The sequence below is a fragment of the Burkholderia territorii genome, from assembly GCF_902833055.1.
GTDB lineage: Bacteria > Pseudomonadota > Gammaproteobacteria > Burkholderiales > Burkholderiaceae > Burkholderia > Burkholderia territorii.
The window spans coordinates 69,409-91,293 of record NZ_CADFEJ010000007.1; the positions used below are offsets into that span (position 1 = coordinate 69,409).

Sequence of the window (21,885 nt, forward strand, 5' to 3'; positions counted from 1 at the left end):
GGAAGGCCCGTGCCGCACTGCCGCGAAGGCCGCCGGCACGAACCCCTGTGATACATTTCAACGTCAGTCTGCAAAACTACCATATCGCCGCCCTTCCGCCGCATGTCCGACCGTCAGGAATCCGCGTTAGCCAAGCCCGAAGCGGGACCTCCGAAGCACGATCATCCCGTCCTGCGTCGCGTGTTCAGGGTGACGCTGGCAGTCGGGATCGGCACGTACTTCGTCGCGGCCGGCGCGTTCCTCGGGCTGCGCTATGTGCTGCTGCCGCGCATCGACGAATTTCGCCCGCGCATCGAGCGCGCGGTGTCCGACAAGCTCCACGCGCAGCTTTCGATCGGCAAACTGTCTCCTCACTGGTCCGGCATGCAGCCGGGCGTCGAAGTCGCCAACCTCACCATTCGCGGTCGTGACGGCCAGGTCGCGCTGTCCGTTCCGCACGCGACGGCCGCGCTGTCGTGGATGTCGTTGCTGCGGCTGTCGCCCGCGCTGTCGAGCCTGATCGTCGACCATCCGGACCTCGTCGTCGCGCGCACGGCCGACGGCTCGCTGAGCATCGCGGGCGTCGGCGTCGCGACCACCCATGGCGGAAACGACACGTTCGGCACCTGGCTGCTGAAGCAGGAAGCGATCGTGCTGCGCAACGGCACGCTGCGCTGGCGCGACGCGCAGCACGACGCGCCGGAGCTCGCGCTGGCGGGCATCCGCCTGGCGGTGCTCAACGACGGCCGCGAGCACCGGGCCGCGCTGCAGGCGCCCGCGAACGGCACGCTGCTGCTCGGCCCGCTCGATTTCCGCGCGCGCTTCCGGCACAAGCCGCTCGCGCCGATCGGCAAGCCCACGAACTGGACCGGCGACGCGTATCTGTCGACCGGCCCGGTCGATCTGCAGACGCTCGGCCGCTATCTCGACATTCCGCTCACGATCCACGCGGGCCGGATCGACAACGCCATCTGGGCGACCTTCGAGAACGGCCACCTGCGCTCCGCCGGCGGCGACCTGCAGGGCGCCGACGTCGTGCTGCGCGTGCGGCCGACCCAGCCGCGCCTCGACGTGCCGACGGTCGGCTTCGGCTGGGACATGGCGCTCGACGCCGGCCGCGACTACACGCTGCATCTGACGCGCTTCAACGCGGAGCTCGGGCAGACGCCGCTGCCGGACGGCACGCCGCTCGCCCGCTCGCTCGCGCTGTCGACGCTGACCGCCCGCTACCGCGTGCCGGCCGCCGACCAGGGGCAACTCCTGAGCGTCGTGGGCGACCGCGTCGATCTCGGCATCCTGAGCGAATTCATCCGCGGGTTGCCGCTGCCGGCGCGGCTGCGCAACGAACTGATCAAGCTCGACCCGCGCGGGATGGTGTCGAACTATCACATCGAGGTCGAACGCGCGAAGCCGGCGCGGGCCGAGCTCGCCGACGAGGAGCGCCGCACCGGCGCCGCGCCGATCGTTCGCTACCGCTTCCTGGGCGACCTGCAGGGCATCAGCTTCGCCGCGCAGGAGCCGCCGCCGGGCCTCTCGCCGCGCGGCCATCCGCGCGCCGGCTGGCCGGGCGTCGAGAACCTGTGGGGCCACGTCGACGCGAACGAGACGGGCGGCGCCGCGCACTTCGACGCGGTCAATGCGGCGGTCACGGTGCCCGGTGAATTCGACGAGCCGCGCCTCACCTTCGACCGGCTGCGCGGCAACGCCAAATGGGCGATCACGCCGGCGCCGGGCGAAAAGCACGCGCGCGTCGAGGTGACGTTGCCCGACCTGTTCGTCGCGAACCCCGATGCGGAAATCGCGGTGTCGGGCTCGTACACGAACCCAGGCCACGGCCGCGGCTCGCTCGACCTGCGCGCGGATTTCGCGCGCGCGTCGGTGGCGCGCATTCCGCGCTACCTGCCGACCGGGATGTCCGAGCACCTGCGCACGTACCTCGGCCATGCGCTGCAGGATGGCCAGGTGTCCAAGGGCGCGTCGATCGTCGCGCGCGGCCCGCTCGAAAAATTCCCGTTCGAACACGAGCCGGATGCCGGCGTGTTCCACATCGTCGCGCCATTTACCGGCGGGCGCTTCGAGCCGACGCCGTATCCGCCGCGCAAGCTCGCGAACGGCACGCCGAGCGTCTGGCCCGCGCTCGACGGAATCGACGGCGTGTTCGAGCTCGCGCAGAACAAGCTGCGCTTCGACATCGCACGCGCGCACTACAAGCGCGTCGCGCTGACGAAGGTCGCCGGCCGGATCGACGATCTCGGCAACCCGTCGAAGTCGCCGCTCGTCATCGACGGCCACGCGCAAGGCCCGCTCGCGGACCTGATCGACTACGCCGACAACAGCTCGCTCGGCGCGATGAGCGGGCACATCGGCCAGCGGATCGATGCGCAGGGGCCTGCGGCGCTCGCGCTCAAGATCACGATTCCGCAGCACGTTCCGCATCCGCATACGCACGTCGAAGGCGCACTGGCGTTCGGCGGCAACACGCTGTCGACCGACGGCGTGCCGCCGCTGTCCGCGCTGCGCGGCAGCGTGCGCTTCACCGAGGCCGGTGCATCGCTGCACGACCTGTCGGGGCGCTTCCTCGGCGGTCCGGTGCGCGCGAACGGCAACTTCCAGTCGCACGGCCCGTACGCCGTCGATGTCGACGGCAAGCTCGCGCTCGACGCCACGCGCGGCCTGAACCTGCGCGGCACGGCCGCGGCGCTGCTCGAGCACGTGGTCGGCGACGCGCCGTACCAGCTCGCCGTACGCGGCGCGCCGGGCCGGCTGCCGGAGGTCACCGCGCGTTCCGACCTGACGGGCGTCGCGCTCAACTTCCCCGCGCCGTTCGCGAAACCGGCCGGCACGCCGATGCCGTTCCGCTTCACGCTGCAGCCGGCCAGCCAGGCGGGCGGCAAACGCCTCGAGCATGCCGACCTGACGCTCGGCCCCGTGTCCGCGACCTACCTGCTCGACGCGACGCCCGGCCAGCCGCTGCGCGCGGTGCGCGGCGCGATGGGCATCCACCGGATGCCCGACCTGCCGCAGGAGGGCGTAAGCGCCGCCGTCGACGTCGACGAACTCGACGCCGACGCCTGGCTCGCACTGGCCCGCACGCTGCAGCACGACGCGACGCGCGCGCCGGAACCGCAAGCCGCGCCGCGCATCGACGTCGCGAGCTTCACGCCGAAGCGCTTCGCGCTTCACTTCGGCACGCTGAAGCTGCTCAAGCGCAACTGGGAGAACGTGATCATCGGCGCGTCGCACATCGACGAGCTGTGGCAGGCGAACATCGCGTCGAACCAGGTATCGGGCTACCTGTCCTGGGCGCCGGGCGGAGGCCACAACGGCGCGGGCGTGCTAAACGCGCGGCTCGCGAAGCTCGTGATTCCGGACAGCGCGCAGCACGACCTCGTCGGCCGCGCAATGAACCTGCCGACGCCGACCGACCGGCCGATGCCGTCGGTCGACCTGATCGTCGACCAGGTCGTCGCGCGCAACCACGACATCGGCCGCCTCGTCGTCAACGCGCGCAACATCGACGAAGCCGGCACGCCGGTGTGGCAGCTCGACAAGCTGGAGCTGTCGAACCCGGCCGCGAAGCTGACGGCAACCGGCAACTGGCGCACGTCGCGCCGCGCGCTGGCCCGCGGCGTCGACGAAAACGATGCGCCGCGCCGCAGCGTGTTCGACTTCAAGCTCGACGTCGGCAACGCGGGCGCGCTGCTCGACCTCGTCGGCCTGCCGCGCACGCTGGCGGACGGCCACGGCACGGTGACCGGCAAGGTCGGCTGGCGCGGCGGCCCGACCGCGGTCGACCTCCCGTCGCTCGGCGGCCAGGTCGCACTCGACCTGGAACACGGCCAGATCCTGAAGGTCGATCCGGGCGCCGCGAAACTGCTCGGCGTGCTCAGCCTGCAGAGCCTCGCGCGCTTCCTGACGCTCAATTTCCGCGACGTGATCGGCAAGGGACTGCCGTTCGACAAGATCACGGGCACCAGCCGCATCTCGAACGGCATCGCCCGCACCGACGACTTCTCGATGACGACCGCGCCGGCGAACGTGACCGTGCGCGGCGCGGTCGACCTCGGCACCGAGACGCAGGACCTGCACGCGCACGTCGCGCCGAAGATCGGCGCCGGCACGGCCGCGATCGCCGCCGCGATCATCAATCCGCTGCTCGGCGTCGGCGTGCTGGCGGCGAACTACGCGCTGTCGGAGACGCTGTCGCACGCGTTCGCGCTGGACTACGCGATCACCGGCTCGTGGGCGCATCCGCACATCGAGCGGGTGCGGGGCGATCAGGGTAAGATGAACCACGGTCCGGCCGATGCGGCGAGCCACTGATGCGCTCGGTCGGGCCGCACCCCATTTATGACGCAACCGATCCAGCGATGACCGATCACACCCGTTTAGCCACACCCTTTCGGGTCGCCGCGCTGCAGATGGTGAGCACGCCGGACGTCGCACGCAATCTCGCCGAAGCCGGCCGCCTGATCGCGGAAGCGGCCGGCGAGGGCGCGCAGCTCGTGCTGCTGCCCGAGTATTTCTGCTTCATGGGCCATCGCGACACCGACAAGCTCGCGCTCGCCGAACCCTACCGCGACGGCCCGATCCAGCGCTTTCTTTCGGAGGCCGCGCAGCGTCACGGCGTCTGGGTGATCGGCGGCACGCTGCCGCTGAAGGCGCCCGAACCCGATCGCGTGCTGAACACGACGCTCGTGTTCGACCCGAGCGGCCACGAAGCGGCGCGCTACGACAAGATCCACCTGTTCAACTTCGAGAAAGGCGACGAATCGTTCGACGAGGCGCGCACGATCCGCGCGGGCGACACTGTCGTCGCGTTCGACGCGCCGTTCGGCCGGGTCGGCCTGTCGGTCTGTTACGATCTGCGCTTTCCGGAGCTGTATCGCAGGATGGGCGACTGCGCGCTGATCGTCGTGCCGTCGGCGTTTACGTATACGACGGGCCGCGCGCACTGGGAGATGCTGCTGCGCGCGCGAGCCGTCGAAAACCAGTGTTACGTGCTCGCGGCCGCGCAAGGCGGCAAGCACGAGAACGGCCGGCGCACCTGGGGCCACAGCATGCTGATCGACCCGTGGGGCGAGATCGTCGCGGTTCGCGACGAAGGCGCGAGCGTCGTGATCGGCGCGCTCGATCCGCAGCGCATCGCCGACGTGCGCCAGAGCCTGCCCGCGTGGCGGCATCGCGTGCTGACCTGAACCGCTGCCCCCGGCGCTTGAAACGCCGCCCGGCCAACCCATCTGCCCAGAACGCACCCGACAACTTTTTGAGAACCCTCGATACCCGCATGAACATCATCGAACCCGGCATCCGCAATCTTGCGCTGGCGAAGGACATCCTCCTCACGCCGTACGGCCTCGACGAGAGCCTGCTCACGCGCACGATCGCCGACATCTTCACGCATCGCGTCGACTACGCGGACCTGTACTTCCAGGCAACCCGCAGCGAAGCGTGGAGCCTCGAGGAAGGCATCGTGAAGTCGGGCAGCTTCAGCATCGACCAGGGCGTCGGCGTGCGTGCGGTCGCGGGCGACCGCACCGCGTTCGCGTACTCGGACGACCTGTCGCCGGAGGCCATCGCCCAGGCGGCCGCGGCCACCAAGGCGATCGCGGCGGCCGGCGGCGGCCGCCAGAAGATCAAGGCGGCGACGTCGCTGAAGGGCATCTCGGGCCGCGACCTGTACCTGCCGTCCGATCCGCTCGCGTCGCTCGACGCGACGGCCAAGGTCAAGTTGCTCGAGCGCATCGAGCAGATGGCGCGCGGGCGCGATCCGCGCGTCACGCAGGTGATGGCGGGCCTCGCCGGCGAATACGACGTCGTGCTGGTCGCGCGCAGCGACGGCGCGCTCGCGGCCGACATCCGTCCGCTCGTGCGCGTGTCGGTCACGGTGATCGCCGAACAGAACGGGCGCCGCGAGATCGGCTCCGGCGGCGGCGGCGGCCGCTTCGACTACGGCTACTTCACCGACGAGGTGCTGTCGCGCTACGTCGACGACGCCGTGCATGCGGCGCTCGTGAACCTCGACGCGCGCCCCGCCCCGGCCGGCGCGATGACGGTCGTGCTCGGGCCGGGCTGGCCGGGCGTGCTGCTGCACGAGGCGATCGGCCATGGCCTCGAGGGCGACTTCAACCGCAAGGGCTCGTCGGCGTTCGCCGGGCGCATCGGCGAGCAGGTCGCCGCGAAGGGCGTGACCGTGGTCGACGACGGCACGCTGCCGAATCGCCGCGGTTCGCTGAACATCGACGACGAAGGCAACCCGACGCAGTGCACGACGCTGATCGAGGACGGCATCCTGAAGGGCTACATCCAGGACACGCTGAACGCGCGCCTGATGAAGATGCCCGTCACCGGCAACGCACGGCGCGAGTCGTATGCGGCGCTGCCGATGCCGCGCATGACCAATACGTACATGCTGAACGGCGACAAGGATCCGCAGGAAATCATCGCGTCGGTGAAGAACGGCCTGTACGCGGTGAACTTCGGCGGCGGCCAGGTCGACATCACGAACGGCAAGTTCGTGTTCTCGGCGTCCGAGGCGTACATGATCGAGAACGGCAAGATCACGTACCCGGTGAAGGGCGCGACGCTGATCGGCAGCGGCCCGGAATCGCTGAAGTACGTGAGCATGATCGGCAACGACATGTCGCTCGACTCGGGCGTCGGCGTGTGCGGCAAGGAAGGCCAGAGCGTGCCGGTCGGCGTCGGCCAGCCGACCCTGCGGATCGACAAGATGACGGTCGGCGGTACGGCATAACCGCATGGCGGCGCAGACAATCCGCGCATTTTGACTAAAACGCGCGGATTGTCCGCATTTTCGAGCATCCCCGGTTGCCAGCCGCCCGGCGACCGGGTATAAATTCCGAATCAACTTTTTTGACGAACCGAATCTCCGTCATGTCCGCCAAGTTTTACTTTTACTTTTTTTGGTATCTCAGACCGCTGGCGGATCGAGAGGGTTGATGGCGCGTAAAGCGCAACCGAAATTCCCGAAAAAACCGCCGGCGAACCCGGCGGTTTTTTTTCGCCCTTCGCCACCCGGTCGCCGCCGCAGCGGATCCCGCGGCCCCGACCGAAACCACTGAATCGCTTGAATTGATGAATCTGCCGCACGCGCACTGACCGAACGGCGCCCGCAAAATTAGGAGAAACAGCATGCCCCCGCACAACACCGACGACGTCCGCATTCGCGAACTCAAGGAACTGACGCCGCCCGCCCACCTGATCCGCGAATTCGCATGCTCCGAGGCCGCGTCCGAGCTGATCTACAACTCGCGCCAGTCGATGCACCGCATCCTGCACGGGATGGACGACCGGCTGATCGTGGTGATCGGGCCGTGCTCGATCCACGATACGAAGGCGGCGATCGAGTACGCGGGGCGGCTCGTGAAGGAGCGCGAGCGCTTCAAGGGCGAGCTGGAAATCGTGATGCGCGTGTACTTCGAGAAGCCGCGCACGACGGTCGGCTGGAAAGGCCTCATCAACGATCCGCACCTCGACAACAGCTTCAAGATCAACGAAGGGCTGCGCACCGCGCGCGAACTGCTGCTGCAGATCAACGAGATGGGCCTGCCGGCCGCGACCGAATACCTCGACATGATCAGCCCGCAGTACATCGCCGACCTGATCTCGTGGGGCGCGATCGGCGCGCGCACGACCGAGTCGCAGGTGCACCGCGAGCTCGCGTCGGGGCTGTCGTGCCCGGTCGGTTTCAAGAACGGCACCGACGGCAACGTGAAGATCGCGGTCGACGCGATCAAGGCCGCCTCGCAGCCGCACCATTTCCTGTCGGTGACCAAGGGCGGTCACTCGGCGATCGTGTCGACGGCCGGTAACGAGGACTGCCACGTGATCCTGCGCGGCGGCAAGACGCCGAACTACGATGCGGACAGCGTGAACGCCGCATGCGCCGACATCGGCAAGGCCGGCCTCGCCGCGCGCCTGATGATCGATGCGAGCCACGCAAACAGCTCGAAGAAGCACGAGAACCAGATCCCCGTGTGCGCGGACATCGGCCGCCAGGTCGCGGCCGGCGACGAGCGCATCGTCGGCGTGATGATCGAGTCGCACCTGGTCGAAGGGCGCCAGGACCTGAAGGAAGGCTGCCCGCTGACCTACGGCCAGAGCATCACCGACGCGTGCATCGCGTGGGACGACAGCGTGAAGGTGCTTGAAGGCCTCGCGGAATCGGTGAAGGCACGGCGCGTCGCGCGCGGCAGCGGCAACTGAGCGCCGGCAGGCCCGAGGCGGCGCCTGCCGCCCGCGGGCTGGCGGCCTGCGCCTCGCGCTGCAACGATAAGGCCCGGCTCGCGCCGGGCCTGTTCGTTTGGGGGAACCGCCGTCAGGTCCTCATTCGAGCGCACCCGAACCGAAGATCTCGGTATTGATGCGTGCCGGCTCGACGCCCAGCGCGACCAGCGCGTCGCGTTGCGCCTTCATGAACGCGACCGGGCCGCACACGTAGTAGTCGGCGTCCGGCACCAGCGCGTATTGCTTCACGCGTTCCGGCGTCAGGCGCCCTTCGAGGTCGTGATCGACGCCGCCGCAGTCGTTGGGGCCGACCCGCTCGTACAGCACCGTGCGCTTCACGTTCGCATGGTCGCGCACCGTATCGTTCAACCAGTCGCGGAACGCGTGCACCGCGCCCGACCGGCATGCGTGGACGAACCGCACGTCGCGCGTGCTGCCTTCGCCGACGAGCGTCGATGCCATCGACACCATCGGCGTCAGGCCGACCCCGCCGGAGATCAGCACGACCGGCGTATCGATGCCGCGCTTGAGCGAAAATTCGCCCATCGGCGCGGTCACTTCGACGATCGCGCCCTCCTCCACACCGTCGTGCATCAGCGTCGACACCTTGCCGGGCGGGATGGCTTCGGGCTGGCCGGCCTCGCGCTTCACCGAGATGCGCAGCCACTTGCCGTGCGGCGCATCGGACAGGCTGTACTGGCGCGGCTGGTCGACGCCGAGCTCGCCGACGAAGCGCTTCACCGTGACGTACTGGCCCGGCTCGAAGGTCGGCGCGTCGCCGCCGTCGGCGGGTGTCAGGTAGAACGACGTGATCTCGTCGCTTTCCCGCACCTTGCGGGCGACTCTGAACGGACGGAAACCGCTCCACGCGGCGCCCGCGTAGAGGTCGGCCTCGGCGCCGATCAGGATCTGCGCGAGCTGGCCGTACGCGACGCGCCACGCGTCGAGCGTCTGCGCATCGACCGCGTCGCCGAGCACCTCGACGATCGACGCGAGCAGGTTCTCGCCGACGATCGGGTAATGCTCGGGACGGACGTTCAGGCTCGCGTGCTTGTGCGCGATATGCGACACCGCGCCGCCCAGTGCGCCGAGATTGTCGATGTTCGCCGCATACGCATAGACGGCCTTCGCGAGCGTTTCCGGCTGGCTGCCCGTCTTCTGGTGCGTCTGGTTGAACAGGTTCTTCAGTTCCGGATGACGCGCGAACATGCGCTGATAGAAATGCTTCGTGATCGTCGCGCCATGCTCGGCCAGGACGGGGGCGGTGGCCTTCACTCGGGCCATCTGGTCAGCGGTGATGTGGGTCATGTTCGTTCTCCGTTAAACATGCACATACGATACATGTTTAAAAAAACGCCGCCCCTCTGGCAAATTGTCGCATCGCGCAAAAACGCTGCCGCGCGTCAGCGGATCCGGCCGCGCTCCCACAGCACGTCCGACCCGCCGTCCGTGCGGTTCAGCACGCGCGCCAGCACGAACAGCAGGTCCGACAGCCGGTTCACGTAGCGCCGCGGCGCATCGTTGAGCGTGTCGGTGCGTCCGAGCGCGACGATCGAGCGCTCGGCGCGCCGGCATACCGTGCGGCACACGTGCGCGAGCGACGCCGCGCGCGAGCCGGCCGGCAGGATGAATTCCTTCAGCGGCGGCAGCGTCGCGTTGTAGTCGGCGAGCCACCGGTCGAGGCGCGCGAGGTGCGTGTCGTCGAGTACCGCATGGCCGGGAATGCACAGCTCGCCGCCGAGATCGAACAGGTCGTGCTGGATCGTGACCAGCGCGGTGCGCACGTCGTCCGGCAGCGGCTCGGCGAGCAGCACACCGAGGTTCGAGTTCAGTTCGTCGACGTCGCCGATCGCGGCGATCCGCGCGTCGTCCTTGCCGACGCGCCGCCCGTCGCCGAGGCCCGTGGTGCCGTCGTCGCCCGTGCGCGTCGCGATCTTGCTCAAGCGGTTGCCCATCCGAATGTCCTCTCGTGCGCGGCCGCGATGCGGCCCGGTTGCGTAGGAACGCGATTATCGCAGCCCGCGGCGGCAGGCGCAGCCGGCGTTACAGCGTAGAATGGGCCGAAAGTTCGACAAGCAGTCGCCAGGAGACATTCGTGAATCACCCTGCCCCGCCGGCCACCGCGCGCCGCCCGCTGCCCCCCGCCATGCTCGATGCGCTGCGCGCCGCCTTCGGCGAGCGCGTGTCGACCGCCGATGCCGTGCGCGCCCACCACGGCCGCGACGAGTCGCCGTTCGATCCGCAATTGCCCGACGCCGTCGTATTCGCGCACAACGCCGATGAAGTACGCGAAGTCGTGTCACTGTGCTCGCTCTACAGCGTGCCGCTGATCCCGTATGGCGCGGGCTCGTCGCTCGAAGGCCACCTGCTCGCCGTGCGCGGCGGCGTCTCGCTCGACCTGTCGGAAATGAACCGCGTGCTGTCGATCAACGCGGAAGACCTGACCGTCACGGTCGAGCCGGGCATCACGCGCAAGGCGCTCAACGAAGCGCTGCGCGACACCGGCCTGTTCTTCCCGATCGATCCGGGCGCCGACGCCAGCATCGGCGGGATGACCGCGACCCGCGCGTCGGGCACCAACGCCGTGCGCTATGGAACCATGCGCGAGAACGTGCTGGGCCTCACGGCCGTGCTGGCCGACGGCCGCGTCGTGAAGACGGGCTCGCGCGCGCGCAAGTCGTCGGCCGGCTATGACCTCACGCGGCTGTTCGTCGGCTCCGAAGGCACGCTCGGCGTGATCACCGAGATCACGCTGCGCCTGCATCCGCTGCCCGAAGCCGTGTCGGCCGCGATCTGCACGTTCCCGTCGATGGGCGACGCGGTGCGCACCGTGATCGAGACGATCCAGATCGGCGTGCCGATCGCGCGCGTCGAGTTCGTCGATTCGCTCGCGGTGCGCTCGATCAATCGCCACTCGAACCTGACGCTCACGGAAGCGCCGACGCTGTTCTTCGAATTCCACGGCACCGAGGCCGGCGTGAAGGAACAGGCCGAGCTCGTGCAGACGCTCGCGGGCCAGAACAACGGCCAGGGCTTCGAATGGGCGACCCGCCCCGAGGATCGCTCGCGGCTCTGGGCCGCGCGCCATAACGCGTACTTCGCGATGCTGCAGCTCAAACCCGGCTGCCGCGCGGTGACGACCGACGTATGCGTGCCGATCTCGCAACTCGCCGCGTGCGTCGAGGAAACCGAAGCCGACCTGCGCGCATCGTCGCTGCCCTGCCCGATCGTCGGCCACGTCGGCGACGGCAATTTCCACGTCGCGATCCTGATCGACCCGGACAAGCCCGACGAAATCGACGAAGCCGAACGCATCAACGACCGGATCGTCGAGCGCGCGCTGCGCCTCGGCGGCACCTGCACCGGCGAGCACGGCGTCGGCCTGCACAAGATGCGCTTCCTGCCGAAGGAGCACGGCGACAACGCGATCGACGCGATGCGCGCCATCAAGCTCGCGCTCGATCCGCGCAACCTGATGAATCCCGGCAAGATCTTCACGTGCTGACACGGCGGCGCGCCGCCGCGCCGCCCGCAGGAGACCCGATGAACGCTTCCGTCGAACTGTCGAGCGCGATGCGCGCGCAGCGCCAGCGCGAAGTCGTGCAGGCGCTGATGGCCGTGCTGCCGACGCATTGCCTGCTGTTCCGCGACGAGGACACCGCCCCGTACGAATGCGACGGCCTGTCCGCATATCGCCGGCTGCCGCTGGCGGTCGCATTGCCCGAAACCGAATCGCAGGTGCAGCGGATCGTGCAGATCTGCCGGCGCATGGAAGTGCCGATCGTGCCGCGCGGGGCGGGCACGAGCCTGTCCGGCGGCGCGCTGCCGATCGCCAACGGCGTGGTGCTGTCGCTCGCGCGCTTCACGCGCATCGTCGAGGTCGACCCGTACGCGCGCACGGCCACCGTGCAGCCCGGCGTGCGCAACCTCGCGATTTCGGAAGCCGCCGCGCCTTACGGACTGTATTACGCGCCCGATCCGTCGTCGCAGATCGCCTGCACGATCGGCGGCAACGTCGCGGAAAATTCGGGCGGCGTCCACTGCCTCAAATACGGGCTGACGGTGCACAACGTGATGCGCGTGCGCGCGGTCACGATCGACGGCGAGATCGTCGAATTCGGCTCGCTCGGCCTAGACACGCCGGGCCTCGACCTGCTCGCGGTGATGATCGGCAGCGAAGGGATGTTCGCGATCGTCACCGAGGTCACGGTGAAGCTGATTCCGAAACCGCAGACCGCGCAGCTCGTGATGGCGAGCTTCGACGATGTCGTGAAGGGCGGCGAGGCGGTCGCCGCGATCATCGCGTCGGGCATCATCCCGGCCGGGCTGGAGATGATGGACAAGCCGGCCACGCAGGCCGTCGAGGCGTTCACGCACGCGGGTTACGACGTCGACGCGAAGGCGATCCTGCTGTGCGAATCGGACGGCACGCCCGAGGAGGTCGCGGAGGAAATCGTCCGCATGACGGCCGTGCTGCGCGAACATGGCGCGACACGCATCCAGGTGTCGCGCAACGAAAGCGAGCGGCTGCGCTTCTGGTCCGGCCGCAAAAATGCGTTTCCGGCCGCCGGGCGCATTTCCGCCGACTATTACTGCATGGACGGCACCGTGCCGCGCCGCGCGATCGGCCCGCTGCTCGCGCGCATCGAGCAACTCGAGACGCGCTACGGGCTGCGCTGCATCAACGTGTTCCATGCGGGCGACGGCAACATGCATCCGCTGATCCTCTACAACGCGAACGATCCGGACGAGCTGCACCGCGCCGAGCAGTTCGGTGCGGAAATCCTCGAGTGCTGCGTGGAATTCGGCGGCAGCGTGACGGGCGAGCACGGCGTCGGCATCGAAAAGCTCAATTCGATGTGCGTACAGTTCTCGCCGCAGGAGCGCGATGCGTTCTTCGCGGTCAAGCGCGCATTCGATCCGGCCGGGCTGCTCAATCCCGACAAGGGCATCCCGACCCGCGCGCGTTGCGCCGAATACGGCCGCCAGCACGTACGCGGGGGGCTGCTGCCGCACCCCGACCTGCCGCGCTTCTGAGCGGCGCGTGTCGACGCGCGGGCCGCGATGCGCGCCCCGCTCGCGCCAGCCATGCGCGCGGCGGCGGCTGCATGCCTTCGCGATACCGCGCTTAGGGATAGTCGCGATGTGGATTCGCGCCACCCCGGTACAATCGACCGGACAACAACGAGGCAGCAACGGAACATGGAAGAGGACGACATCGTCGCCGGATGGGCCGAGCGCATCCGTGCCGCCAGTGCAGACGGCCGGCCGCTGCGGATTCGCGGCGGCGGCACCAAGGACTGGTACGGCCAGGCGCTGGACGGCGAAATACTCGACACGCGCGCGTTTCAGGGCGTCGTGTCGTACGACCCGGCCGAGCTCGTCGTCACGGTCCGCGCGGGCACGCCGCTCGCGCAGCTTGAAACCGTCCTCGCCGAGCGCGGCCAGATGCTGCCGTTCGAGCCGCCGCATTTCGGCCGCGCGGCCACCGTCGGCGGCTGCATCGCGGCGGGCCTCGCGGGCCCGCGCCGCGCGACCTGCGGCGCGCCGCGCGATTTCGTGCTCGGCGTCACGCTGATGAACGGGCGCGGCGAAGTGCTGCGCTTCGGCGGACAGGTCGTGAAGAACGTCGCCGGCTACGACGTGTCGCGGCTGATGGCCGGCTCGCTCGGCACGCTCGGGCTGATGCTCGACCTGTCGATCAAGGTGCTGCCGGTACCGGTCGCCGAAGTCACGCTGAAGTTCGAGATGACCGCGACCGACGCGGTGCGCAAGCTCAACGAATGGGGCGGCCATCCGCTGCCCGTCAGCGCGAGCGCGTGGCGCAACGGCACGCTGGTACTGCGGCTGTCGGGCGCGGAAGCCGCCGTGAAATCGGCGAAGACGCTGCTCGGCGGCGAAGTCGTCGACGCGGTCGAGGCCGAGCGCTTCTGGGCCGGCCTGCGCGAGCACACCGATCCGTTCTTCAACGGCATTCCGCCCGGCTATGCGCTGTGGCGCCTCGCGCTGCCGTCGATCACCGAACCGATGCACCTGCCCGGCACGCAGCTGATGGAATGGGGCGGCGCGCAGCGCTGGTGGATCACCGACGCCGACGCGCAAACGGTGCGCATGAGCGCGAAGCAGGCCGGCGGCCATGCGACGCTGTTCCGCGCGGGCGATTCCTACGATCGCAGCGCGGGCGTGTTCACGCCGCTGCCCGCGCCGCTGATGAAGATTCACCGCGGGCTGAAGACTGCGTTCGATCCCGCGCGCATCTTCAATCGCGGCCGGCTCTACCCCGATCTCTGAGGGCTCGATGCAAACGAACCTCGCCGATTTCATCCGCAATACGCCCGACGGCGACGAGGCCGACGCGATCCTGCGCAAGTGCGTGCACTGCGGCTTCTGCACCGCGACGTGCCCGACCTACCAACTGCTCGGCGACGAACTCGACGGCCCGCGCGGCCGCATCTACCTGATCAAGCAGATGGTCGAGGGCGCGCCGGTCACGCGCAGCACGCAGCAGCATCTGGACCGCTGCCTCACCTGCCGCAGCTGCGAGACGACCTGCCCGTCGGGCGTCCAGTACGGCCGGCTCGTCGAGATCGGCCGCAAGCACGTCGAAGCGCAAGTGCAGCGTCCCGTGCAGCAGCGGCTCGTGCGCCGCATGCTCGCGAGCCTCGTGCCGAACGCGGCGCTGTTCTCGCCGGTCATGCGGCTCGGCCAGCACGTGCGGCCGCTGTTGCCGAAGCGGCTGCGCGACAAGGTGCCGCCGCGCACGCGGCTGCTCGAATGGCCGCAGCGCACGCATCCGCGCAAGATGCTGATGCTCGCCGGCTGCGTGCAGCCGTCGATGCTGCCGAACATCAACATCGCGACCGCGCGCGTGCTCGACGCGCTCGGCGTGGAGGCGGTCGTCGCGCCCGACGCGGGCTGCTGCGGCGCGATCCGCCTGCACCTGAACTATCACGACGAAGCGCTCGACGACGCACGCCGCAACATCGACGCGTGGTGGCCGTACGTCGAGCAAGGCGCCGAGGCGATCGTGATGAATGCATCGGGCTGCGGCGCGACGGTGCTCGAATACGCGCACCTGCTGCGCGACGATCCGGCCTATGCGGAGAAGGCGCAGCGCATCGTCGCGCTGACGCGCGACATCTCGGACGTGCTGCTCGCGTTCGAGGCCGAGCTCTCGACGCTCGCGCGGCGCCGCGCGATCCATACCGTCGCGTATCACCCGCCGTGCACGCTGCAGCACGGCCAGCAGTCGCGCGGCAAGGTCGAGCGCCTGCTCGAGACGCTCGGCATCGACGTGCGGCTGCCTGCCGACAGCCATCTGTGCTGCGGGTCGGCCGGCACCTATTCGCTGACGCAGCCGTCGCTGTCGTACCGGCTGCGCAAGCAGAAGCTGCTGAAGCTGCAGGCGCTCGAGCCGCAGATGATCGTGTCCGGCAACGTCGGCTGCATCGCGCATCTGCAAAGCGGCACGCAGATACCGGTCACGCACTGGATCCAGCTGGTCGAGCATCTGCTGTACGGGTAACGCGCGTTCCCGCTATCGGCGCGAACGGGCACTCGCGCGGCGGGCGCGCGGGCGTCCGTATAATGGGCGAGTCGACGCGGTGCGTGCCGTGCCGCGTTCGTCACCGTACTCGCTTCCCGTGCCTGCTTCCGTGCCCGTCATGTCCGACTTCGCCGCCCGTCTCGACTCCGTTCACCGCCGCATCGCCGATGCCGCCCGCGCCGCCGGCCGCGATCCCGCCACCGTCTCGTTGCTCGCCGTATCGAAGACTTTTCCCGCCGACGACGTGCGCGCCGCGCATGCGGCAGGGCAACGCGCGTTCGGCGAGAACTACGTGCAGGAATCGATCGACAAGATCGACGCGCTCGCCGATCTGCGCGCGGATCTCGAATGGCATTTCATCGGGCCGCTGCAATCGAACAAGACACGCCCGGTCGCCGAACGGTTCGACTGGGTCCATTCGGTCGACCGGCTGAAGATCGCGCAGCGCCTCGCCGAACAACGCCCCGCGCACCTGCCGCCGCTCAACGTGTGCGTGCAGGTGAACATCAGCGGCGAGGCATCGAAGAGCGGCGTCGCGCCGGCCGACGTGGCCGAGTTTGCGCGCGCGGTCGCCGCGCTGCCGGCACTCCGCCTGCGCGGCCTGATGGCGATTCCCGAGCCGGCCGGCGATACCGATTCGCAACGCGTGCCGCATCGTGCGCTGCGCGCGCTGTTCGATGCATTGCGCGCCGACGGCCTGCCGCTCGACACGTTGTCGATGGGCATGTCCGCCGATCTCGAAGCCGCCGTGCTCGAAGGCGCGACGATCGTGCGCGTCGGCACCGCGATCTTCGGCGCGCGCGACTATTCGCACTGAGCGCGGCCCTTTTCCGCCTTTCCGTTCACTCACCTGCTCAATCGGACATCATGAAAATCGCATTCATCGGCGGCGGCAACATGGCCGCGGCCCTCATCGGCGGCCTGATCAAGCGCGGCGTCGCCGCTGACGGCCTGTATGCCATCGACGTCAACGAGGACGTCCGCGCACGCGCGGCGCAGCAGTTCGGCATCCGCACCGGTGCTGCCATCGACGCGACGCTCGCCGACTACGACGCGATCGTGCTCGCGGTGAAACCGCAGGTGCTGAACGACGTCGCGCAGGCACTCGCGCCGCATCTGAAATCGCAGCTCGTGATCAGCATCGCGGCGGGCATCCGCGGCACCGACCTCGCCCGCTGGCTCGGCGACTACGCACGCGTCGTGCGCACGATGCCGAACACGCCCGCGCTGGTCGGCATGGGCGTGACGGGCCTCGCCGCGCTGCCGGGCGTCGACGCCGCCGGTCGCGAGCTCGCGTCGAACGTGCTCGGCGCGGTCGGCGAAATCGTGTGGTTCGACGACGAAGCGCAGCTCGACGCGGTCACGGCAATCTCGGGCAGCGGCCCGGCCTACGTGTTCTATTTCATCGAAGCGCTGCAGGAAGCCGCGCGCCGCCTCGGCATGAACGACGAACAAGGCCGCGCGCTCGCGGTCGCGACGTTCGCGGGCGCCGCGCAACTGGCCGCGCAATCGGGCGAGCCGGCGAGCGTGCTGCGCGAGCGCGTGACGTCGAAGGGCGGCACGACGGCCGCCGCGCTCGCGTCGTTCGACGCGCAGGGCGTGAAGGAAGCGATCGTGCGCGGTGCGCTTGCAGCCGAGGCGCGCGCGAAGGAAATGGGCGACGAGCTCGGCCGCGCGTAAGCGCAGCGACCCACGCGGTGCACGCCCGGCACCGCCAACAAAAAAGCGGCCTCGGCCGCTTTTTTGTTGGCATCGCGCGCCAGCGCGCGGCCGCTTCAGTTGCCCGTCGCACCCGCCAGCAGGTAATGCGCGGCGATTCCCGCGAACAGCACGCCGCCGAGCCAGTTGTTGTGCCGGAACGCCGCGAAGCACGGCATCCGCTCGCGCCCCTTGATCAGCGTGTAGTGATACAGCGCGCAGCCGACGGCCGCCGCCCAGCCGGCCCAGTACGCGAGGCCGAAGCCGAGCGTCATGCCGATCCATGCGTAGATGCCGAGCGTCGCCGCATAGCAGGCCATCACGGCCGCGACGTCGAAGCGGCCGAACGTCAGCGCGGACGTGCGGATGCCGATCTTGATGTCGTCGTCGCGATCGACCATCGCGTATTCGGTGTCGTACGCGACCGACCAGAAAATATTCGCGATCAGCATCACCCACGCGAGCATCGGCACCGTGTCCTGCACGGCCGCGAACGCCATCGGAATGCCGAAGCCGAACGCGATGCCGAGATACGCCTGCGGAATCGCGAAGAATCGTTTCATGAACGGATACGAACCGGCGACGAACAACGCGACGACCGACAGCTCCTTCGTCAGCGTGTTGAGCGGCAGGATCAGCAGAAACGCGAGGAACGACAGCACCACCGCGATCGCGACGGCTTCCCATGCGCGGATCTTGCCGGACGTCAGCGGCCGGTCGGCCGTGCGCTTCACGTGGCGATCGAAATCGCGGTCGGCATAGTCGTTCATCGCGCAGCCGGCCGAGCGCATCAGCAGCGTGCCGAGCGCGAAGATCACGATCAGCGGCCAGCGCGGATGGCCGTCCGACGCGATCCACAGTGCGTTGAGCGTCGGCCAGAGCAGCAGCAGGCTGCCGATCGGCTTGTCCATCCGGACGAGCCGCAGATACAGGGGAAAGCGGGCAAGCATGGCGAAGCACCGGGAAGATAATCCCGGCATTTTAGAGCCGAGCCGCGCTTCGCGTCATGTCGGGATCGCCCGCGAGCGCATGCGGCGCGCCGCGCGTCGGCCGCTTCGGCCCGGCGCAAGCAGCTTGGCCGGGGCCGCTCGCCAATCGACAGACGGACCTGCGCGACGCAGGCATCGGCGGCCGGGCGGAATTCGCGCCGATGCAGGCGACCTGGCCCCGATTCGGGCCGCGCTGCCCGCCGATGCGTGCCGCATGGCGGCCGACCGGCCGCAACGAACCTACGCGAGCAGCGAGCGCAGCATCCACGCGGTCTTTTCGTGCGTCTGCAGGCGCTGCGTCAGCAGGTCGGCGGTCGGTTCGTCGCTCGCCGCATCGGCGATCGGGAAAATCTCGCGCGCGGTGCGCACGACCGTCTCGTGTCCTTCGACGAGCTGACGGATCATTTCTTCGGCGGCCGGCACCCCGTTCGCCTCCGGCACCGACGACAGCTTCGCGAAATCCGCGAACGTGCCCGGCGCGACGACGCCGAGCGTGCGAATGCGCTCGGCGACCGAGTCGACCGCGAGCCACAGTTCGTTGTACTGCTCTTCGAACATCAGGTGCAGCGTGTTGAACATCGGCCCGGTGACGTTCCAGTGAAAGTTGTGGGTTTTCAGGTACAGCGAGAACGTATCGGCAAGCAGACGCGACAGGCCGTCCGCGATCTTCCTGCGGTCCTTGTCGCTGATGCCGATGTTGATCTGCGTGGCGTTGCCTTTCTTGGCCATCTTCGGGACTCCTCGTTCGAAATGTTGAACCGGCGAAAATGTGTCGAGCAAACCGCATGCCGTATTGCGCGGCATCCGTCCTCGACATGCAAGTCTAGCGCGGACGCGCGATTCGCTGCATTCAGGCACCCGCGCTCGACACGAGCGGCGCGAGCACGTGCAGCGCCTGCGCGGCCAGCTCGGCCGCGCCGCCGACGACGATCGCGAAACCGACGATGCGCCGCGCCCACTCGGCCGGCGTGAACGCGGTGCGCATGTTCAGCATCATTTGCATCATGGTCGTCACTCCTTCGACAAGGTTCTGGAGAAAAAACGGCCGGTCGTGCGACCGGCCGTTTCACGTTACAACGTGACTGCGTTACCGCATCGCGACATTCACGCGAGGTCGAAGCGATCGAGGTTCATCACCTTGTTCCAGGCCGCGACGAAATCGCGCACGAACTTCTCGTGCGCGTCCGCGCTGCCGTACACCTCGGCGAGCGCGCGCAACTGCGAGTGCGAACCGAAGATCAGGTCGACGCGCGTACCGGTCCACTTGACCTGGCCGGTCGCCCGATCGCGCCCCTCGAACACGTCGTGCGCGGCCGACGCCGGCGTCCACTCCGTGCCCATGTCGAGCAGGTTCACGAAGAAGTCGTTGGTCAGCGAGCCCGGACGATCGGTAAACACGCCGTGCTTGGCGTCACCGACGTTCGCGCCGAGCACGCGCAGGCCGCCGACAAGCACCGTCATCTCCGGCGCGCTCAGCGTCAGCAGCTGCGCCTTGTCGACCAGCAGCGCCTCGGCCGGGGTCTTGTACGCGCGCTTCAGGTAGTTGCGGAAGCCGTCCGCGACCGGCTCGAGCACGGCCATCGCTTCGATGTCGGTCTGCTCCTGCGACGCGTCCATCCGGCCCGGTGCGAACGGGACCGTCACCGCGACACCCGCGCTCTTCGCGGCCTGTTCGACGCCGGCCGCGCCGGCCAGCACGATGAGGTCGGCGAGCGACACCTTCTTGCCCCCCGTCTGCGCATCGTTGAACGCCTTGCGCACGCCTTCCAGCGTCTCGAGCACCGTCGCGAGCGCGGCCGGCTGGTTCACTTCCCAGTCCTTCTGCGGCGCCAGGCGGATGCGCGCACCGTTCGCGCCGCCGCGCTTGTCGGAACCGCGGAACGTCGAAGCCGATGCCCAGGCGGTCGACACGAGCTGCGCGACCGACAGGCCCGATGCAAGCACCTTCGCCTTCAGCGCCGCGACGTCGGCGTCGTCGATCAGCTTGTGATCGACGGCCGGAATCGGGTCCTGCCACAGCAGTTCCTCGGCCGGCACTTCCGGGCCGAGATAGCGGGCGCGCGGGCCCATGTCGCGGTGCGTGAGCTTGAACCAGGCGCGCGCGAACGCGTCGGCGAATTCGGCCGGATTCTCGTAGAAGCGGCGCGAGATCTTTTCGTAGGCCGGGTCGAAACGCAGCGACAGGTCGGTCGTGAGCATCGTCGGGCGATGCTTCTTCGCCGGATCGAATGCATCCGGAATCACCTCGTCGGCGCCCTTCGCGACCCACTGATGCGCGCCGGCCGGGCTCTTCGTCAGTTCCCATTCGTAGCTGAACAGGTGCTTGAAGAAATCGTTGCTCCACTTCGTCGGCGTCGACGTCCACGTGACCTCGAGGCCGCTCGTGATCGCGTCGCGGCCCTTGCCCGATGCGTACGTGCTCTTCCAGCCGAGACCCTGCTGTTCGATGCCGGCCGCTTCCGGTTCCGGGCCGACGTTCGATGCGGGGCCCGCGCCGTGCGTCTTGCCGAACGTGTGGCCGCCGGCAATCAGCGCGACCGTCTCTTCGTCGTTCATCGCCATCCGCGCGAACGTCTCGCGGATGTCGCGCGCCGCCGCGACCGGGTCGGGATTGCCGTCCGGACCTTCCGGGTTCACGTAGATGAGGCCCATCTGCACGGCCGCGAGCGGATTCTCGAGTTCACGGTCGCCCGAGTAACGGCTGTTCGGGCCGCCGCTCAGTTCCAGCCAGATCTTTTCCGAACCCCAGTAGACGTCGTCCGGTTCCCATGTGTCGACACGGCCGCCGGCGAAGCCGAAGGTCTTGAAGCCCATCGATTCGAGCGCGACGTTGCCGGTCAGGATCATCAGGTCGGCCCACGAGATGTTGCGGCCGTACTTCTGCTTGATCGGCCACAGCAGCCGGCGCGCCTTGTCGAGGTTGCCGTTGTCCGGCCAGCTGTTCAGCGGCGCGAAGCGCTGCTGCCCGCCGCCCGCGCCGCCGCGGCCGTCGGCGATCCGGTATGTGCCGGCGCTGTGCCAGGCCATCCGGATGAACAGGCCGCCGTAGTGGCCGAAGTCGGCCGGCCACCAGTCCTGCGACGTCGTCATCAGCGCCTGCAGCTCGCGCTTCACCGCAGCGAGGTCGAGCTTCTTGAACGCTTGCGCGTAGTCGAAATCCTTGTCCATCGGATCGGACAGCGCCGAGTGTCGATGCAGGATGTCGAGATTGAGCTGATTCGGCCACCAGTCCTTGTTCGACGTGCCGCCGGCCGCCGTATGGTTGAACGGACATTTCGATTCGGTCGACATGCTTTTTTTCTCCTTTACTTGCTCGTGAGCCCCCACTTGCCGGGCGCGGTTCGTGGAGCATTGCGGGGGGATGAAACGGAACGGTCGGTCCCGTCGTGCTACGGGGTGCCAGGCGGCGTGGCTTCCGATGCGGGC

The 21,885-nt window shown here is 68.7% G+C and carries 17 protein-coding genes; 10 read left to right on the forward strand and 7 right to left on the reverse strand.

The window, feature by feature from the left end:
- The first annotated feature begins 102 nt into the window (after positions 1-102).
- From HW466_RS15315 to tldD, 3 genes are all read left to right on the forward strand, one after another.
- Positions 103-4,302 (forward strand): YhdP family phospholipid transporter, encoded by a 4,200-nt coding sequence (locus HW466_RS15315; protein WP_059546828.1) that lies wholly within the window; start codon positions 103-105, stop codon positions 4,300-4,302.
- A 47-nt stretch (positions 4,303-4,349) separates the two neighbouring features.
- Positions 4,350-5,177, forward strand: a complete 828-nt coding sequence (locus HW466_RS15320; RefSeq protein WP_059451319.1) for a carbon-nitrogen hydrolase family protein — start codon at positions 4,350-4,352, stop codon at positions 5,175-5,177.
- Positions 5,178-5,266: 89 nt separating this feature from the next.
- A complete protein-coding gene (tldD, locus tag HW466_RS15325; protein ID WP_059451318.1) occupies positions 5,267-6,733 on the forward strand; it encodes a metalloprotease TldD in 1,467 nt (488 codons plus the stop codon).
- A gap of 110 nt (positions 6,734-6,843) precedes the next feature.
- Here tldD and HW466_RS15330 read toward each other — a convergent pair whose 3' ends face one another.
- Positions 6,844-7,089: a hypothetical protein gene (locus HW466_RS15330; RefSeq protein ID WP_170296680.1), complete on the reverse strand. Its 246-nt coding sequence runs from the start codon at positions 7,087-7,089 to the stop codon at positions 6,844-6,846.
- Positions 7,090-7,131: 42 nt separating this feature from the next.
- Between HW466_RS15330 and aroG the strand changes: the two genes are divergently transcribed.
- Complete coding sequence (gene aroG, locus HW466_RS15335) at positions 7,132-8,205, forward strand: 3-deoxy-7-phosphoheptulonate synthase AroG (RefSeq protein ID WP_059465445.1); 1,074 nt, start codon at positions 7,132-7,134, stop codon at positions 8,203-8,205.
- 120 nt (positions 8,206-8,325) lie between these two features.
- Here aroG and hmpA read toward each other — a convergent pair whose 3' ends face one another.
- On the reverse strand, positions 8,326-9,534 hold the full coding sequence (gene hmpA, locus HW466_RS15340; RefSeq protein WP_151005077.1) for an NO-inducible flavohemoprotein: 1,209 nt from the start codon (positions 9,532-9,534) through the stop codon (positions 8,326-8,328).
- A 95-nt stretch (positions 9,535-9,629) separates the two neighbouring features.
- Positions 9,630-10,181 (reverse strand): cob(I)yrinic acid a,c-diamide adenosyltransferase, encoded by a 552-nt coding sequence (locus HW466_RS15345; protein WP_059506956.1) that lies wholly within the window; start codon positions 10,179-10,181, stop codon positions 9,630-9,632.
- 140 nt (positions 10,182-10,321) lie between these two features.
- Here HW466_RS15345 and HW466_RS15350 point away from each other — a divergent pair, with 140 nt between their 5' ends.
- From HW466_RS15350 to proC, 6 genes are all read left to right on the forward strand, one after another.
- A complete protein-coding gene (locus tag HW466_RS15350; RefSeq protein WP_059797852.1) occupies positions 10,322-11,731 on the forward strand; it encodes an FAD-binding oxidoreductase in 1,410 nt (469 codons plus the stop codon).
- A gap of 38 nt (positions 11,732-11,769) precedes the next feature.
- Entirely contained in the window at positions 11,770-13,263 is a 1,494-nt protein-coding gene (locus HW466_RS15355) for an FAD-linked oxidase C-terminal domain-containing protein (RefSeq protein WP_059451314.1), read from the forward strand.
- Between the two features lie 165 nt (positions 13,264-13,428).
- Positions 13,429-14,517, forward strand: a complete 1,089-nt coding sequence (gene glcE, locus HW466_RS15360; RefSeq protein WP_059451313.1) for a glycolate oxidase subunit GlcE — start codon at positions 13,429-13,431, stop codon at positions 14,515-14,517.
- Between the two features lie 7 nt (positions 14,518-14,524).
- Entirely contained in the window at positions 14,525-15,751 is a 1,227-nt protein-coding gene (gene glcF, locus HW466_RS15365) for a glycolate oxidase subunit GlcF (RefSeq protein ID WP_059506954.1), read from the forward strand.
- Between the two features lie 139 nt (positions 15,752-15,890).
- On the forward strand, positions 15,891-16,589 hold the full coding sequence (locus HW466_RS15370) for a YggS family pyridoxal phosphate-dependent enzyme (protein ID WP_059506953.1): 699 nt from the start codon (positions 15,891-15,893) through the stop codon (positions 16,587-16,589).
- Between the two features lie 50 nt (positions 16,590-16,639).
- A complete protein-coding gene (proC, locus tag HW466_RS15375; RefSeq protein WP_174905553.1) occupies positions 16,640-17,452 on the forward strand; it encodes a pyrroline-5-carboxylate reductase in 813 nt (270 codons plus the stop codon).
- Positions 17,453-17,547: 95 nt separating this feature from the next.
- On the opposite strand, the gene ubiA is transcribed toward proC, so the two are convergent.
- From ubiA to katG, 4 genes are all read right to left on the reverse strand, one after another.
- A complete protein-coding gene (gene ubiA, locus HW466_RS15380; RefSeq protein ID WP_151007156.1) occupies positions 17,548-18,420 on the reverse strand; it encodes a 4-hydroxybenzoate octaprenyltransferase in 873 nt (290 codons plus the stop codon).
- A gap of 279 nt (positions 18,421-18,699) precedes the next feature.
- Positions 18,700-19,188: a non-specific DNA-binding protein DpsA gene (gene dpsA / locus HW466_RS15385; protein WP_059452029.1), complete on the reverse strand. Its 489-nt coding sequence runs from the start codon at positions 19,186-19,188 to the stop codon at positions 18,700-18,702.
- 121 nt (positions 19,189-19,309) lie between these two features.
- On the reverse strand, positions 19,310-19,465 hold the full coding sequence (locus HW466_RS15390; protein ID WP_170296714.1) for a hypothetical protein: 156 nt from the start codon (positions 19,463-19,465) through the stop codon (positions 19,310-19,312).
- A 98-nt stretch (positions 19,466-19,563) separates the two neighbouring features.
- The gene (katG, locus tag HW466_RS15395) at positions 19,564-21,750 is read right to left on the reverse strand and encodes a catalase/peroxidase HPI (RefSeq protein ID WP_151006002.1); all 2,187 of its coding nucleotides are present in this window, start codon (positions 21,748-21,750) and stop codon (positions 19,564-19,566) included.
- Positions 21,751-21,885: the final 135 nt, after the last annotated feature.

Coding starts and splice junctions, on each gene's coding strand:
- aroG (WP_059465445.1), top strand. CDS start 7,132: ATGCCCCCGCACAACACCGACGACGTCCGCATTCGCGAACTCAAGGAA.
- ubiA (WP_151007156.1), bottom strand. CDS start 18,420: ATGCTTGCCCGCTTTCCCCTGTATCTGCGGCTCGTCCGGATGGACAAG.
- hmpA (WP_151005077.1), bottom strand. CDS start 9,534: ATGACCCACATCACCGCTGACCAGATGGCCCGAGTGAAGGCCACCGCC.
- katG (WP_151006002.1), bottom strand. CDS start 21,750: ATGTCGACCGAATCGAAATGTCCGTTCAACCATACGGCGGCCGGCGGC.
- glcF (WP_059506954.1), top strand. CDS start 14,525: ATGCAAACGAACCTCGCCGATTTCATCCGCAATACGCCCGACGGCGAC.
- proC (WP_174905553.1), top strand. CDS start 16,640: ATGAAAATCGCATTCATCGGCGGCGGCAACATGGCCGCGGCCCTCATC.
- HW466_RS15390 (WP_170296714.1), bottom strand. CDS start 19,465: ATGATGCAAATGATGCTGAACATGCGCACCGCGTTCACGCCGGCCGAG.
- tldD (WP_059451318.1), top strand. CDS start 5,267: ATGAACATCATCGAACCCGGCATCCGCAATCTTGCGCTGGCGAAGGAC.
- glcE (WP_059451313.1), top strand. CDS start 13,429: ATGGAAGAGGACGACATCGTCGCCGGATGGGCCGAGCGCATCCGTGCC.
- HW466_RS15370 (WP_059506953.1), top strand. CDS start 15,891: ATGTCCGACTTCGCCGCCCGTCTCGACTCCGTTCACCGCCGCATCGCC.
- HW466_RS15320 (WP_059451319.1), top strand. CDS start 4,350: ATGACCGATCACACCCGTTTAGCCACACCCTTTCGGGTCGCCGCGCTG.
- dpsA (WP_059452029.1), bottom strand. CDS start 19,188: ATGGCCAAGAAAGGCAACGCCACGCAGATCAACATCGGCATCAGCGAC.
- HW466_RS15355 (WP_059451314.1), top strand. CDS start 11,770: ATGAACGCTTCCGTCGAACTGTCGAGCGCGATGCGCGCGCAGCGCCAG.
- HW466_RS15315 (WP_059546828.1), top strand. CDS start 103: ATGTCCGACCGTCAGGAATCCGCGTTAGCCAAGCCCGAAGCGGGACCT.
- HW466_RS15345 (WP_059506956.1), bottom strand. CDS start 10,181: ATGGGCAACCGCTTGAGCAAGATCGCGACGCGCACGGGCGACGACGGC.